Annotated in this window: 11 protein-coding genes; 6 read left to right on the forward strand and 5 right to left on the reverse strand. The window is 71.1% G+C overall.

The features are described 5' to 3' along the window. Window positions 1-18: 18 nt before the first annotated feature. Together metE and metF are read left to right on the forward strand one after the other, a co-directional pair. Window positions 19-2,313: a 5-methyltetrahydropteroyltriglutamate--homocysteine S-methyltransferase gene (gene metE / locus ACZ61C_RS46805; RefSeq protein WP_465314464.1), complete on the forward strand. Its 2,295-nt coding sequence runs from the start codon at window positions 19-21 to the stop codon at window positions 2,311-2,313. Further along, on the forward strand, window positions 2,310-3,233 hold the full coding sequence (metF, locus tag ACZ61C_RS46810) for a methylenetetrahydrofolate reductase [NAD(P)H] (RefSeq protein ID WP_465314465.1): 924 nt from the start codon (window positions 2,310-2,312) through the stop codon (window positions 3,231-3,233). Before metE ends, metF begins: the two co-directional genes overlap by 4 nt. 23 nt (window positions 3,234-3,256) lie before the next feature. On the opposite strand, the gene ACZ61C_RS46815 is transcribed toward metF, so the two are convergent. The 3 genes from ACZ61C_RS46815 to ACZ61C_RS46825 form a co-directional block, all read right to left on the reverse strand. Further along, window positions 3,257-3,910, reverse strand: coding sequence for a response regulator (locus ACZ61C_RS46815; protein ID WP_465314466.1), 654 nt, complete (start codon window positions 3,908-3,910; stop codon window positions 3,257-3,259). Continuing rightward, entirely contained in the window at window positions 3,907-5,097 is a 1,191-nt protein-coding gene (locus ACZ61C_RS46820; RefSeq protein ID WP_465314467.1) for a sensor histidine kinase, read from the reverse strand. The genes ACZ61C_RS46815 and ACZ61C_RS46820 overlap by 4 nt, the downstream gene beginning before the upstream one ends. Before the next feature lie 433 nt (window positions 5,098-5,530). Further along, complete coding sequence (locus tag ACZ61C_RS46825; RefSeq protein WP_465314468.1) at window positions 5,531-6,985, reverse strand: alpha/beta hydrolase; 1,455 nt, start codon at window positions 6,983-6,985, stop codon at window positions 5,531-5,533. A gap of 213 nt (window positions 6,986-7,198) precedes the next feature. Here ACZ61C_RS46825 and ACZ61C_RS46830 point away from each other — a divergent pair, with 213 nt between their 5' ends. Further along, window positions 7,199-8,440, forward strand: coding sequence for a prolyl oligopeptidase family serine peptidase (locus ACZ61C_RS46830; protein ID WP_465314469.1), 1,242 nt, complete (start codon window positions 7,199-7,201; stop codon window positions 8,438-8,440). 8 nt (window positions 8,441-8,448) lie between these two features. Here ACZ61C_RS46830 and ACZ61C_RS46835 read toward each other — a convergent pair whose 3' ends face one another. Further along, the gene (locus ACZ61C_RS46835) at window positions 8,449-9,369 is read right to left on the reverse strand and encodes a LysR family transcriptional regulator (RefSeq protein ID WP_465314470.1); all 921 of its coding nucleotides are present in this window, start codon (window positions 9,367-9,369) and stop codon (window positions 8,449-8,451) included. A gap of 70 nt (window positions 9,370-9,439) precedes the next feature. On the opposite strand from ACZ61C_RS46835, the gene ACZ61C_RS46840 reads away from it, so the two are divergent. From ACZ61C_RS46840 to ACZ61C_RS46850, 3 genes are read left to right on the forward strand one after another with little or no spacing between them, the layout of a single operon-like run. Further along, window positions 9,440-9,601, forward strand: coding sequence for a hypothetical protein (locus tag ACZ61C_RS46840; RefSeq protein WP_465314471.1), 162 nt, complete (start codon window positions 9,440-9,442; stop codon window positions 9,599-9,601). Further along, entirely contained in the window at window positions 9,598-10,443 is an 846-nt protein-coding gene (locus tag ACZ61C_RS46845) for an SDR family NAD(P)-dependent oxidoreductase (protein ID WP_465314472.1), read from the forward strand. Before ACZ61C_RS46840 ends, ACZ61C_RS46845 begins: the two co-directional genes overlap by 4 nt. A gap of 51 nt (window positions 10,444-10,494) precedes the next feature. After that, window positions 10,495-10,914: a hypothetical protein gene (locus ACZ61C_RS46850; protein ID WP_465314473.1), complete on the forward strand. Its 420-nt coding sequence runs from the start codon at window positions 10,495-10,497 to the stop codon at window positions 10,912-10,914. Window positions 10,915-10,994: 80 nt separating this feature from the next. Here the strand turns inward: ACZ61C_RS46850 and ACZ61C_RS46855 are convergent, their stop codons facing one another. Continuing rightward, window positions 10,995-14,108: an RHS repeat-associated core domain-containing protein gene (locus ACZ61C_RS46855; protein ID WP_465314474.1), complete on the reverse strand. Its 3,114-nt coding sequence runs from the start codon at window positions 14,106-14,108 to the stop codon at window positions 10,995-10,997. Window positions 14,109-14,688: the final 580 nt, after the last annotated feature.

Below are 14,688 nucleotides of genomic sequence, written 5' to 3' on the forward strand. Positions count from 1 at the left end.
TCGCGAAGGAGAGCCCCCGTGACATCGACCACCCCGACCAGCCGCGCGACCGTGCACGGTTACCCGCGCCAAGGCGCCGACCGGGAGCTCAAGAAGGCGATCGAGGCCTACTGGAAGGGCCGGATCGACGCCGACGCTCTGCTCGGCACTGCCCGTGAGCTGCGGCTGCGGAACCTGACGGAACTGCGCGACGCCGGGATCGACGAGATCCCGAGCAACTACTTCTCGCTCTACGACCACGTGCTGGACACCTCGGTGCTCCTCGGCGCCGTCCCCGAGCGGCACCGCGAGGCGGCGACCAGCCTGGACCGCTACTTCGCCATGGCCCGCGGCACCGCGGACGCGCCCCCGCTGGAAATGACCAAGTGGTTCGACACGAACTACCACTACCTGGTGCCCGAAATCGACCCGGACACCGAATTCACGCTGGACGCGAGCAAGCCGCTGGAGGAGTTCACCGAGGCACTCGAGCAGGGCGTCACGACCAGGCCGGTGCTGGTCGGCCCGGTCACCTTCCTGGTGCTGGCCAAGGATCCGACCGCGACCGACGGGTTCCGGCCCCTGGATCTGCTCGGCCAGGTCGTCCCGCTCTACGCCGATCTGCTGCGGCAGCTGCACGAGGCGGGCGCGGAGTGGGTCCAGCTCGACGAGCCCGCGCTTGTCGCCGACCAGCCGGCCGAAGTGCTGGCCAAGGTCGCCGACACCTACGCGACGCTGGCCGCGGAGGCCGCGCGCCCGAAGATCCTGGTCGCCTCCTACTTCGACCGGCTCGGGGAAGCGTTGCCGGTACTGGCGTCGTCGCCGGTCGAGGGCCTGGCCCTGGACTTCACCGGCAACGCGGCGGCCAACCTCGATGGCCTCGCCGCGGTCGGCGGGATTCTGGACAAGCGCCTGGTGGCGGGGGTGATCAACGGGCGCAACATCTGGGCCGCCGACCTCACTGCCGCACTGAGCACCCTGGGCACGCTGCTCGGGCTGGCCGGTTCGGTGGACGTCGCGGCGTCTTGCTCGCTGCTGCACGTGCCCTACGACGTCACCCTTGAAACCGGCCTCGACCCGGAGATCGCCGGCTGGTTGTCCTTCGCACGGCAGAAGCTCGCCGAGATCGTCACGCTGCGCCGCGGCCTCACCGAAGACCGCTCCGCGATCGAGGACGCCCTGCAGACGAACACCGACCGCCTGGCCTCCCGCGCGGCGTCGCCGATCGTGAAGGTTCCGGCTGTCCGGGAGCGCGTCGCCGCGGTCACCGACGCCGACCTGCGCCGCACGAGCCCGTACGGCAAGCGCCGCCAGGCCCAGCAGGACCGGCTGCACCTGCCCGAGCTGCCGACGACCACGATCGGCTCGTTCCCGCAGACCGCCGAGCTGCGCCAGGCCCGCGCGGCCTTGCGCTCGGGCAAGCTCGACCAGGACGCCTACCGCGAGGCGGTGCGAGCCGAGGTCCGCGCGGTGATCGCCGAGCAGGAGCGGATCGGCCTGGACGTGCTGGTGCACGGCGAGCCCGAGCGCAACGACATGGTGCAGTACTTCGGTGAGCAGCTCACCGGGTTCCTGGCCACCCAGCACGGCTGGGTCCAGTCCTACGGCACCCGGTACGTCCGGCCGCCGCTGATCGCCGGCGACGTGGCCCGCTCGGCGCCGATGACCGTCGAGTGGGCCACCTACGCGCAGAGCCTGACCGAGAAGCCGGTCAAGGGCATGCTGACCGGGCCGGTCACCATGCTGGCCTGGTCGTTCGTGCGTGACGACCAGCCCGAGGGCGACACCGCCCGCCAGGTCGCCCTCGCCCTGCGCGACGAGGTCGTAGACCTGGAGGCGGCGGGGATCTCGGTCATCCAGGTCGACGAGCCCGCGCTGCGGGAGACCCTGCCGCTGCGCACCGCCGACCGTGCCGCGTACCTGGACTGGGCGGTCGCGTCGTTCCGGCTGTCGACCGCGGGGGTGCGCGACGACACGCAGATCCACACGCACATGTGTTACGCCGAGTTCGGCGACGTCCTGCAGGCGATCGTCGACATGGACGCCGACGTGATCAGCCTGGAGGCGGCCCGCTCGGCCATGGCGATCGTCGCCGACCTCGCCCGCGCCGGCTACCCGAACGAGGCCGGCCCGGGCGTCTGGGACATCCACTCGCCGCGGGTCCCGTCGGTCGAGGAGATCGCCGGGCACCTGCGCGTCGCGGCCGGCGCGTTCCCGGCCGACCGGTTGTGGGTTAACCCGGACTGCGGGCTCAAGACCCGTGGGTACCCGGAGGTGCGGGCCACCCTGGCCAACCTGGTCGAGGCCACCGGACAGCTGAGGACACGGGCGTGACGAGCACTTCACCGCGGCGGGCGGTCACCCCGCCCGCCGCGGTTCCCGCGCGGGTCCGCGACCGCTTGGCCGCCGGAAAACCGGTGCTCTCACTGGAGTTCATGCCGCCCCGCCCGACCGATGACGCGGAGCGGATCTGGCAGAACGTCCGCAAGCTGGAGTCGCTGCGGCCGGGTTTTGTGTCCGTCACCTACGGGGCGGGCGGGTCCACCCGGGACAACACGATCGCCGTCGCCCGGCGGATCGCCACGGAGACCACGATGCTCCCGGTGGTTCACCTGACGGCGGTGGACCATTCGGTGCGGGAGCTGCGGTCGTTCGTCGGCGCACTGGCCGACGCCGGGGTGGTCAACGTCCTGGCGCTGCGCGGGGACCCACCCGGCGACGTCGACGGCGAGTGGGTCCGCCATCCGGAAGGCCTGACGTACGCGAGTGAGCTCGTGACGCTGCTGCGCGAGCACGGCGACTTCTGCGTGGGCGTGGCCGCGTTCCCGCAGCGGCACCCGCGGTCGGTGTCACTGGAGGAGGACACCGCGCACTTCGTGGCGAAGTGCCGCGCAGGCGCGGACTACGCGATCACGCAGATGTTCTTCGACGCGGACGACTACCTGAGGCTGCGGGACCGCGTCGCGGCGGCGGGGTGCGCCACGCCGATCATCCCGGCGTTGATGCCGGTCACGACCATGCGGACGATCGCCCGCTCCGAGCAGCTGTCCGGCGCACCGTTCCCCGCCCACCTGGCGGCGCGGTTCGAGGCGGTCGCGGATGATCCCGCTGCTGTCCGTGCGCTGGGCATCGAGCAGGCGAGGCTGCTGGCCCAGCGGCTGCTGGCCGAAGGCGCGCCCGGGCTGCACTTCATCACGTTCAACTTCGCCCTGGCGACCAGGGAGGTGGTCGCCGAGCTCCCGGTGTTCGCGTAGTGCCCTCGTGCGAATCAGGCCAGCTAGCGCACCAGGCCGGATTCCCAGGCCCACACGGCGATTTCCGTGCGGTTGCGGGCCCTGATCTTGCGCTGGATCGAGGCGAGGTGGGTCTTGACGGTCGAGAGCGAGATCGTCAGCTCCTCGGTGATCTCGGCGTTCGTCCGGCCTCTCGCGATCGCTTGGGTGACGTCGAGCTCGCGCTGGCTCAGCGCGGGGTCGGCGCGGCGGGCGCGTCTTCGGGTCGGAGACCCGCTGAAGTGGGACAGCAGCCGCGTGGTGATCGACGGCGAGACCAGCGCCTCGCCGTTGGCGGCCGCGTGCACCGCTTCGACCAGCAGCCCGGGCCCGGCGTCCTTCAGGAGGAAACCGCATGCTCCGGCGCACAGCGCTTCGTGGACCAGCTCGTCGAGGTCGAACGTGGTGACGACCAGCACCCGCAACGGGTCCTCGACGTCCGGGCCCGCCAGCCGGCGGGTCGCGGCGAGGCCGTCGACCACCGGCATGCGGATGTCCATCAAGGTGACATCCGGGCGCAGCTCCTGGGCCAGCTCCACCGCCTGCTGGCCGTTCTCCGCTTCGCCGATGACCTCGATGTCGGCGACGCGCTCCAGGATCAGCCGGAACCCCGTGCGCACCATCGCCTGGTCGTCGGCGAGCAGGACTCGCAGCGTCACCGGGCACCCTCCTCTTCCGGCGGCGAGGCCGCCGCTCCATTCGGCAAGGGGAGTTCGGCGAGAACGCGCCAGCTGCGCTCCCCGTGTTCCCCGGCCATCAGCGTGCCGTCCAGCGCGGCGATCCGCTCGCCCATCCCGATCAGGCCGTACCCGCCGGGCGCGCGGCGCACGCGGCCCGGGCGGAGACCGTCGTTGGTCACTTCGACCCGCAGGTGCCGGCCGTGGCCGGCGGGCTCGACCGCCACGGTGACATGGCGGGCGTCCGAGGCGTGCTTGCGGACGTTGGTCAGCGATTCGAGCACCACCCGGTGGACGGTCGAGACGGTTTCCGGCGTGACGGTGAGGTCCGCCAGGCCCGGCGCGAGCCGCACGGTGACGCCCTCGTCGTCGCCGACCGCGGATTCGATCGTGCCGATCAGGTCGCTCGCGGTGACCGGCGAGGCGTGTCCGGGGCTGCGCAGCATGATGACCAGCCGCCGCACGGCGCCGAGGGCTTCGGTGCCCGCGTGCTCGATCTCCTTGATCAGGTCGCGCTCGGGGCCGTCGGCGAGGATCACGCCGGCGGCTTGGGTGCGGACCACGACCCCGGTGATGTGGTGGGCGACGAGGTCGTGCAGCTCCCTGGCCAGCTCGAGCCGCTCGCGGTTGCGCGCAGCCGCCAGCGCGGCTTCGCGGCGGGCGTCGCCGTCACGCAGGATCAACCCGACCATGACGCTGCAGCCCCACAAGAGGGCCCACAGCACCGACACGGTCAGCGACGCGGGCGAGTCGCCGTAGCGCAGCAGAGGGGCGAACGCCATCGCGAGCCCCCCGAGCACCGCGAGCACGGCGGCGAGCGTTCTCGGCAGCCGGTGGCACGCCGCCCCGACCAGCAGCATCAAGGCCACGATCTCAGGATCCCCGTCAACCGCGGCGGCCGGTCTGACCAGGAAGCCCACCGCGCTACCGGCCAGCGAGAGCGCGATCCCCGATGCGGCCAGCACGGCGGTCCGTTCGGGGAAGCGACGCCGCAGCAGCGCGGGCACGGCCAGCGCTGCCCCGATCGCGAAGTAGCAGAGTTCGCCTGCGGGGGCCGGTCCCCGCAGGATCAGGTGGCGCAGGAGCTGGTCGATGTTCAGGCCGGCCAGGACGACGATCTCGGCGATCACCAGACCGCGAACCGGCTTCGGCGCAGTGGTCGGGAGCACGTCGGTGATCGTCCTTCCTGGGTCGATGGCTCGGGTGATCATTCTGACCGGTGGTGGGGAGCGGGACCACCGGCACCCTGTCACCGGCGGGGAGCTCGCGCTGGACGGTTGGAGAGTGGGGTTGAGGGTCGTGGTGGTGGGAGTCCGGTGATGTGGTGTGTCACCGGTGGTTTCCTGCCTGGCGATGACTGGGTGGGTGGGGTTCGGGGCGGTGGCCGGTGGTGGGGTGCTGGGCCAGCAGCACCTGCCGCCGGCGGCAACCCCGCGCTGGGCGGTGGAAGGTCGCCGATGAGCTGCTCATCGAGGGGCGTGGTGGTGGGAGTTCGGTGATTCGCTGCGCCACCAGCGGCTTCCTGCCCGGCGGAAGCTGGAAGGTCGAGGCGCTGGCCGGAGGCGGGGCACCGGACCATCCGGCACCCCGCCTCCGGCGTGCTCACCGGGGTTCGGCCGCGCAAGCCAGGTCGTGGTCTGGGAAGCGGCCCGTCGTCAGGTAGGCCGTCGCCGCCGTGTTGGCGCATTCGTTGGCCACGTACGGGTAGACCCCGTGGCCTCCCGCGTCGACCGTGACCATTCGGACTCGGTCGCCGAATGCCTGCCGCAGCTGGACCGCGCCTGCCAGGGGTGTTGCCGGGTCGCGCTGGTTCTGCAGCATCAACACGTTTGATGGGCCCCGGTCACCGATGCGGACCGGCGCTTCGGTGGGTTCCGGCCAGAACGCGCAGGGCTGGACGTTGGCCCCTGCCGCGCCGAACATCGGGTGGCGGATACGGTCGACCGCGACCGCGGCCTGGTAGGTCGCCACCGACCTCGGCCACCGTGAGTCCGCGCAGATGGTGTAGTAGCGGCCGGAGATCACGTTGTCCGCGTCGGGGGTGGTGCCGTCGCCGGGCAGCGGGGGGAGCGGCCCGTCTGTGTCGAGCGCCTGCCAGATCTGGGCCACGAGAGGCATTCCGGCGTTGCTGAAGAGGAAACCGTAGGTGGCCATGCGGAACGACGGGCCGTCGATGCCCTGGGCGGGCGCCTTGTCGAGCCGGGCGGCCAGCTCGAAGTACTTCGCGGTGACCTGCGAGGGTGTGCTGCCCAGGTGGTAGGTGCTGTCCTGTGCGGCGGCGAACTTCGCGAAGTCCGGGAAGCGGTCGTCGAAGCCCTGGGCGTAGAGCCGGTCGTTCGCGAAGTCCCACCCGGTCGGGTGCACGTTGCTGTCGAGCACGATCCGGTCGCCGCGCTGCGGGAACAGGGTGGTGTAGACCGCGCCGAGGTAGGTGCCCCACGAGTAGCCGGCGAAGGAGATCTTCTGCTGGCCCAATGCGGCGCGGATGCGGTCCATGTCGCGGGCGACGTCGGCGGTGCTGACGTGCGGCAGCATCCACGCGGTCTTCGAAGCCGCACACTGACGGGCGATGGCCTGAGACTGCTCGGCTCGCTTCGCCACGTCGGCGGCGTTACGCGCGTACGGCGGAACGTTGCCGACTGCTTGCTGCTCCGGGGTCAGGTCGCACGTGACCGGGGTGCTGTGCCCGAACCCGCGCGGGTCGAACCCGATCAGGTCGTAGCTGTCCAGCACGCTTTGCGGCAGCTTCGCCGCCGCCAGTTCGGCGGGGAACTTCAGCCCCGCCGACGGGCCGCCCGGGTTGGTCAAGAGCACGCCGCGCCGCTGCTCCGGGTGCTTGCTCGCCAGCCGGGAGATCGCGACGTCGATCTGCCGGCCGCCGGGATCTGCGTGGTCCAGCGGAACCTTGATCGTCGAGCACTCCAGGCCGGGCGCCGCGGCGTCGGCCGGGCAGGGACCCCACCGGACCCCGCCCGGCGACGCCCCCGCCGGCACTCCCGCGAGTATTCCGGCCCCCACCACGCCGATCGCGAGCACGATCGACCACGTCTTCCTCATGCGAACCTCTCCTGGCTGCGGGCGGTGAACGCTTTCCATCTTGGTGATCGGGGCTCGGGCGGACATCGATCGCGCGAATGGTTTCGGAGCAGTTTCGTATCGGCCAAAGGGACTAGACACGGAAATCGGCCCGAGTTCCTCCGACAGAACCTCGAATCGTCGCGGCCGGAGAACTACCGTTCGACGGGGAGATCCACGGACGAAGGAGTTCGCATGGACAAGGTGTTCGGCCGTCGCGCCGCGCTGGTCGCCGGCGCGGGAGCCACCGTCGGCCTCGCGGTGCCCGGCCTGGCCCACGCCACCGGAACCGGCCGCGTCGAATTCACCCTCGACGCGGAAACGCTCGACGGCGGTGAGCAGGTCACGTCGGTCACGCTCGACACGTCCCGCGTCGGGCCGATCGACCCCGCGAGCCTCACCACCGGCACGTTCGGCGTGCACGCCGAGGCCACCAGCCCGATCGGTACCGGCGGCCAGGACATCGGCTACGACCTCGACCGGCCCGTGACGGCCGCGCGGCTCGACCGCCGTGGGCACATCGTGCTCGAGCTGCGGCACGGCGAAGGCGAAACCGGCGGCGGAACCCTCGGTTACATCAACAGCAAGAGCCGCAACGTCCGGCTCGGCCTGGTCTACACCATCACGCAGAACACGCCCGTCCGCCGGCGCCACGGCCGGCCGATCTCGTTCACCGGGTTCACGCAAGGCCGCCTGGCCAACCCCGAAGTCGACGCTTTCACCTACCACGCCTCACGTTCCGGCATGAAATACCGGCTGTACTCGCCGCCGGAGCGGCATGGCAAGCGCCCCTTGATCGTCTGGCTGCACGGCGGCGGCGAAGGCGCTTCGCTGCCCGACAACTACTACGACAACGAGACGACCCTGCGCGCCAACCGCGGAGCGCTGGGTTTCGCGACCCGGGAAGCGCAAAAGATCTTCGACGGCGCCTACGTCGTCGCGCCGCAGTGCACGGCCGCCTGGATGGACGACGGCCCGCGCTTTGCCCCGCTCATCCGGGAAATCGTCGGGGACATCCTCCGCACGCGGCCGGTCGACCCGTCGCGGGTGTACGTCGTCGGCTGCAGCAACGGCGGGTACATGAGCCTGAAGATGACCACGGTCTACCCGGGCACGTTCGCCGCGTCGGTCCCGATCTGCGGAGTCGTCGCCGGCCGCGAGGAAGGCGACCCGCCGCTGGTGCCCGACGCCGAGCTGGCCGCGATCCGGACCCCGACGTGGCTGGTGGCCTCCCGCGACGACGACACGGTGGACCCCCAGGCCAACAGCGTCCACGCGCACGACCTGATCCCGCGCTCCGAGCTGACGCTTTACGACCACGTCGTCCGGAACGGCCACCAGTTCCCGGGGCACTGGTCGTGGATCTACGTGGCCCGCAACGACCCGAGCGTCGGCGGCACCCATGTTTGGCAGTGGATGTCGCGCAAGCACCGTTAGCCGGACAGTCACTGCGCCTGGGCGACCGTCTCCGACGCCGCGACGCGCAACGCGGCGGCAACACGCGCAGCCGCGTCCGAGAGGGGTCGCGGAAGGTGGGCGAGCACGATCCGGCGCTGCTCTCCCGGGCCGCCGTGGACCGGCAGCACTCGCACGCCGGGCGGCACCACCGGGTCGAGCGCGCCCGGCACCGTCGTGATGCCGCAGCCGGCCGCGACCAGGTGGAGCTTGGCCAGCCAGTCGCGGGCCGTGTGGGCGATCTCGGGGCGTTCGTCGAGCCCCGGCCACACTCCCAGCACGCGGTCGTCGCCCGAACCCGCTATCCAGCGCTGCCCGCGCAGGTCGGCGACGTCGATGAAGTCGCGGCGGGCCAGCGGGTGGTTCGCCGGCACCGCCACGTGCAGGCTGCGCTCGGTCAGCGTGTGCAGGGCCAACGCCGGGGTCTCGGTGTCCGGCGGGCGGAACGGCGGCGCCGAAGCCAGCAGGGCCAGGTCGACGGTGCCGGCGCGCAGGGCGCGGACCAGCGCTGGGGTGCCGCCTTCGCGGCTGAGCACCGTGATCGCCGGGTGGGTGCGCCGGAGCGCGGCCAGGGCCCGCGGCAGCAGCGAGGCGCCGGCGGTCGGGAACCAGCCCAGCCGGACCGTGCCCTCCTCCGCGGGCAGCCCGGCGAGCTCACGGGCGGTCGCGTCCAGCTGGTCGAGCACGTCGGCGGCGCGGCGCACCACGATCCGCCCGGCCGAGGTGAGCCGCACGCCGTCGTGGCGCCGCTCCAGCAACGGCGCGCCGGCCGCGCGTTCCAGGGACGCGATCTGCCGCGAGACCGCGGACTGGGTGTAGCCCAGCGCGGTGGCCGCGGCGGTGAGCGTGCCGCGCTCGGCGACCTCGCGGAACACCCGCAGCGAGGTCAGCGACGCATCGGTGAAAGCCATGACATAACTGCATACCAGGTGTGCGGATCTTTCGCTGTCGGCATGGTCGGACCGGACCTAACGTGGAGTCATGGACCTGATCAAGACCCCCTTCGGATTCCGTAGCACCGCGTCCGGCGCGTCCGGCGTCGGTCGGGCGTTCACCGCCGCCTGGGACGGCTCGCTCGACCCCGAAGGCGCCGAGCGTCTCTGGACCGTGTCGGAAACCCCGCTCGCCAAAGGAATCGCATGACCGGCAAAGTCGCTCTTGTCACCGGCGCCACCCAGGGCCTGGGGCTCGCCCTCGTCGAAGGGCTCGCCGCCCGGCTGTCCACCGAGGACACCGTCTACCTGACCGGTCGTGACGCCGGACGGATCGCGCAGTCCGTCGAAGCTCTTCCTGCGGGCGGTGCCCGGGTGCGCGGCGAGGTCCTCGACGTCGCCGACCCCCACGCAACCGACCGGTTCGCCGCGCAGCTGGGGGCGCGGCACGGCGGTGTCGACGTCGTGTTCGGCAACGCCGTCATGCGGGTCGGTCCCGACGACGATCCGCGCGCGGTCGTCGGCGCCTACGCCGAGGTCAACAACTTCGGCACCACCCGGCTGTTGCGGGCGTTCGCGCCGCTGCTGCGGGACGGCGGCCGGTTCCTCGTCGTCGCCAGCTCGTACGGCACGCTGAACCACCTCGCGCCGGCGCTGCACGACCGGTTCGACGGACTGTCCTCTTTGGACGAGGTCGACAAGCAGGTGACCGCCTGGCGTGACGCGGTCGCCGACGGCAGCGCCCGCGGCGGCGACTGGCCCGGGTTCGTCAACATCCCGTCCAAGATCGGCCAGGTCGCGGCCGTGCGCGCCCTCGCCGCCGGCCGGCGCGACGACGACCTCGCGCGGGACATCCTCCTCGCCGCCGTCTGCCCGGGCATGATGAACACCCCGACGTCCGCGCTGTGGTGGGACGTGAGCGACGCGCCGAGTCCCGCCCAAGCCGCGGAGACCTTACTGGACCTCGTGTCCGGGCCGGTCGAACCGGCGCACTACGGCGAGCTGGTCCGCGACGGCGAGGTGGTGCCCTGGGCCCCGTCCTCGATCGGGTGATTCGGCCGGGCGCGGTAAACCGTGGCTCGGCGATGCGTGTGAACCTCCTGAGTGATCGACATCCGCACACCTCGGGAGGAAACCATGCAGCTACGACGATTCTGCGCCGGCGTGATGATCGGTGGCGCGATGCTGGGAGGCACCGCTGTCGCGGCTCCCGGCGCCACGGCGAGCCCGGTCGAGACGCGGGGACCGGACTCGGTGGCCGGTCAGTTCGAATGCGGTTTCCTCCGGTGCAGCTTCGTCTTCACCAGGAGCCAGACGCGCACCATTTCGACGAGCGCCCTGCCCGGCGCCGCGTGCGGCTTCATCCCGTTCCCGGGAAGCGCCGCTTGTGCGGTCAGCTACGCCGTGGCGAACCACGTCGCCAAGCTGGCTGTCAGCGAGAACGCGTGCCTCAAGATCACCTATGCCACGGTGGCCCCGTATCCCTCGTGGTACTCCTCGGACGGCGGTTCCCGCTGCAAGTAGGCAGTGGTCCGAAGACGAAGCCCCACGCTGTCCTCTGCGTGAGGGCTTCGCCTTCGGGCGGCAACCGAACCGGCTGCGGGTCAGTCGCCGAAGCCGTCCGTTATCCAATGCGACACGACGTTGCCGATGCATCCGCCGGTGGCGCCGACGATCGCGCCGGGAACGCCGCCGGAAAGGGCGCCTCCGACACCGCCGACCACGATGCCGGCGAGGCATGCCCGCGAGGTGTCGGCCGCCAGGCCGGTGGGGTCGAGACGGTTGACGGGATCGCCGCCGACGTAGGCATACCGGCTCGCCATGTCGGGCTCCAGGACCAGGCTGACGGGGTCGAGAGCGGTCCAGTTGCCGGTGGCCGGGTCGTGCCACCGGACGCCGTGCCGGAGCCAGCCCGTGGTCTCGTCCAGCAGCCCCTGGGCGTAGCGGAAGGGATTGGCCGCGGAGACCGCGCCGGTGGCCGTGAGCTGCTTTCCGGCGGGGTCGTAGGTGTAGGAGGCCGTTATCGCGCCACTGCTGTCGATCAGGGTGACGGGACTGCTCCGGTTGTCCAGCGCGTAGTAGTGAGTGGTGCCATCAGGCCGCTGGAAGATGAGCGGTACGCCGGTGGGGTCGGTGTCGATGTAGCTGGTTTGGCCGTTCTTGGTGAACGACTGGAGCATCGGGACACCGTTGACGTCGCTGCGTCCATAGACGTAGCCGGTCGTGTCCGTCCCGGTGGTGGTCGAGACGAGCTCGTTCTGGTCGCCGCCTGCCCAGGTGTAGGTGCTCGAGGCCGAGCCTTCGGTGTGGGTGGTGGTCTGCCCGGCGGCGTTGTAGGCGAAGGTGCCCTGGGCCGGGTCGGCGGTCCGGTTGCCGGCGGCGTCATGGCCGTAACCGGCGTTCGAGATCTGGTTGCCCGCGTTGTAGGTCAAAGTCTGCGCGGTGGTCCCGTCCACCTTCGCCGTCAGCCTGTTGCCGGCCTTGTCGTAGGTGTAGGCGTAGTCGTGACCGCCGTAGTTCGACACCGCTGTGAGCCGGTTGGCGGTGTCGTAGTTGTAGAGCGACACCGCGCCGCTGAGGTTGTCGGTCGACCATCTGACCAGACCGGTGTCGGTGCCGGCCGACGCTGACGGGCACGGTTGTCCCGCGACGCGGGGCGAGTAGCAGAATCCGGTGTCGTAGGCCTTGGTCGCGTCGTTGGACGCCCGCGAGGTCCAGGTCCGCGAAATCCGGCCGCTCTTGTCGAACGCGGTTTTCGTGTGGGCGGCGAAGGTGGTGTGTGCCGTGTCGGTCGCGAACCAGGTGTCGGTGCGCTTGCCGTCGTCGTCGTACGCGAAGGCGGTCTTCTGCCCGTTCGGGGTGGTCATCTCGGTGACCTGGTTCGCCGCGTCGTAGCCGTAGGTGGTGGCGCCGCGCGTGTCGGTCTTCGACGTCAGGTTCCCGGTCTTGTCGTAGCCATAGGACAACGTGCCGCCGCCGGAGGTCGCAGTACGTGAGGCGAGCCGGTTCTGTGCGTCGTAGGTGAAGGTCGTCGCACCCGAGGTGTCGGTGCGGGTGAGGACGTTGCCGGCGCCGTCGTAGGTGAACGCCACGTCGGGGGTGCCGTCGGAGTACTGGATGGTCTTGACGCGGTCGGCGCGGTCGTAGGCGTAGATGGTGCGCAGCCCGCGGCCGTCGCGGACCGCGTGCAAGCGCCCGAACCCGTCGTAGGAGAGCGCGATCGGCGCGAGGCCCGAGCCGGCCGGCGGGGTGGTGTCGGTGATCTGGTGGTCGGTGTTCGCGGTGTAGTCGGTGACGTTGGTGCGTGGGTCGGTGGCGGTGTCGAGGGTGCCGTCGGTGTTGTAGGCGACCTTCGAAGTAGCGGTCGCGGCCGTGTTGGCCGAGGTGAGCTGGTTCCCGGCGCCGTCGTAGGTGAACAGCTTCGTGTTGCCTTGCCGGTCGGTGCCCCCGGACGGCAGATACTTCGCAGCGCCGGTGTTCGAGTAGGTCGCGGTCGACTTCGCCCCGGTCGGTGTGGTCACGCTGGTCAGTGATTCGCCGGCATTCACCGCCGGGTCGTGCCCGAAGGTGGTGATGCCCCCGGTGCCGCTGGTCGAGGTCGCGATGTCGGTGAACGGGGTGTAGGTCTTGGCACGCCCCCGGCCGAGCGGGTCGGCCACGGACGTCACCAGCTCCTGGGCGTTGAGGAAGTAGTCGGTCTGCGGCCCGGCCGAGGGGACGGCTTCGGTGTTGTTCGGGCTCGCGACCAGTGTCTCGCCTGCGGAGTAGTAGGTGAACCGGGTCGCCGCGCCGCCATCCGGGTTCTCCTGGGTCACCTTCTTGACGCGGTGGGAGGCGTCGTACTGGATCGCGGTCTGCTTGCCTGCTCCGTTGGTGATCGTGGTCAGGTCACCGGTGGTGGTGTCGTAGCCGAACTGCGTGGCCTTCGACGTCGGGTCGGTGATCTTGGTCAGCTTGCCCGCGGTGTAGGTGTAGGTGACGCCGCGCACGGTGCCGTCGTCTCCGGTCTGGCCGATCGTGGCCAGGGCGCCCGACCAGGTGAGGCTCGCCGTCCGGGCGCCCGCGCCGCCACGGGTCGAGGTGACCTGGGACAGCTTCCCGGAGGTGTAGGTGAACGCGGAGGTCTGGGCGTTGCGGTCCTTGGTCGTCAGCAGCTGCCCGGTCGTGTCGAAGGTCGACACGGTGTTGGCGTCGTGGTCGGTGATCATCCAGCCCGAGGCGGTCTTCACCATGGCGACCTTGAACCCGGCCGGCGCGGTGTACGCAGTCCCACCGGCGGGTTGGAACAGGCCTTCACGGCCTTCGGGCGCGAGGTAGAGCACGGAGTTGTCGGAGTTGAGGACCACTTTGGTGTCCTGGCCGACCCGCATCGCCCAGCCGGCGCCCGCTGATCCGGACGGCAGCGCGGCGCCCGAGCCGAGCCGCAGGCTGTTGTAGGTCAGGCCCAGCTGAAGGTCACCTCGGATCCCCGGCAGGGTCAGGTCGGAGGTGGTGAGCAGCAGGTTGCCGGTGCCGACGTCGACCGACGCGGACACCGTGTCGGAGATCGGGAACGGGATCCGGGTCGCCGACGGACGGGGCCCGGTCATGGTCGGGGTGAGCACCGCGGCGGGACCGGCCTCGGCCGGGGTCACCGCGAGCAGGCTGCCGCACAACAGCAGCGCCGCGGTCGCGGCCGCCAGGGCCGGACGAGGACAAGACGTTCTTCGCGTGGACAAAGGGACTCCTGGTCAGCCGGGGAAGGTCGGGGCTTGCGCGGTCGGCTCACGCCCGGGTGTCCGGGGCGGTTGACGGTCCGACGGGCGATTCACCCGGATGCTCCAGGGCGAGCCCGGCGCCGAAGAGATTCAGCGTTCCTGAATCCTTTGGTTCCGGGCTCCTCCGCCTGCATGCTGTTCCCCGTGGTCGCAGGGGGCGGCCGCGGCCTGAGGGGGCGGATCCGTGATCGAGTTCGGGCTGAGCGTCGACGCACTGGGGGCCACGCGGCTGGGGTACTCGCCGCTCGGAGAGGTCGCCTGCAGCCTGCGCCGCTGCTGCGGCCGTGGCTGCGGCACGTGCCCGGGCAGGTAGCGGCGGACGACCTGCGCTTGCTGCGGCTGGCCGTCCAGTCGGCGGTGATCCTGCGCAACAACCGGACCACCGCCTATCGCGCGGACGTGGACGCGCAGCTCTACACCGCCGCGTCCTACCACCCTCCCGGCTCCTGGGCGTGCCGCCCCGTCGGGCGTGGCCGCGAACTCGTGGTCGGTCTGCTTCGGAAAGACCCTCGTCAACAACGGCCGGGTGTTTTCCGGTGGT

The organism is Amycolatopsis sp. NPDC104587 (assembly GCF_055583645.1).

Excerpts from the sequence above, each read along its gene's own strand:
- ACZ61C_RS46825 (WP_465314468.1), bottom strand. The coding sequence starts at position 6,985 with ATGAGGAAGACGTGGTCGATCGTGCTCGCGATCGGCGTGGTGGGGGCC.
- ACZ61C_RS46830 (WP_465314469.1), top strand. The coding sequence starts at position 7,199 with ATGGACAAGGTGTTCGGCCGTCGCGCCGCGCTGGTCGCCGGCGCGGGA.
- ACZ61C_RS46835 (WP_465314470.1), bottom strand. The coding sequence starts at position 9,369 with ATGGCTTTCACCGATGCGTCGCTGACCTCGCTGCGGGTGTTCCGCGAG.
- ACZ61C_RS46840 (WP_465314471.1), top strand. The coding sequence starts at position 9,440 with ATGGACCTGATCAAGACCCCCTTCGGATTCCGTAGCACCGCGTCCGGC.
- ACZ61C_RS46845 (WP_465314472.1), top strand. The coding sequence starts at position 9,598 with ATGACCGGCAAAGTCGCTCTTGTCACCGGCGCCACCCAGGGCCTGGGG.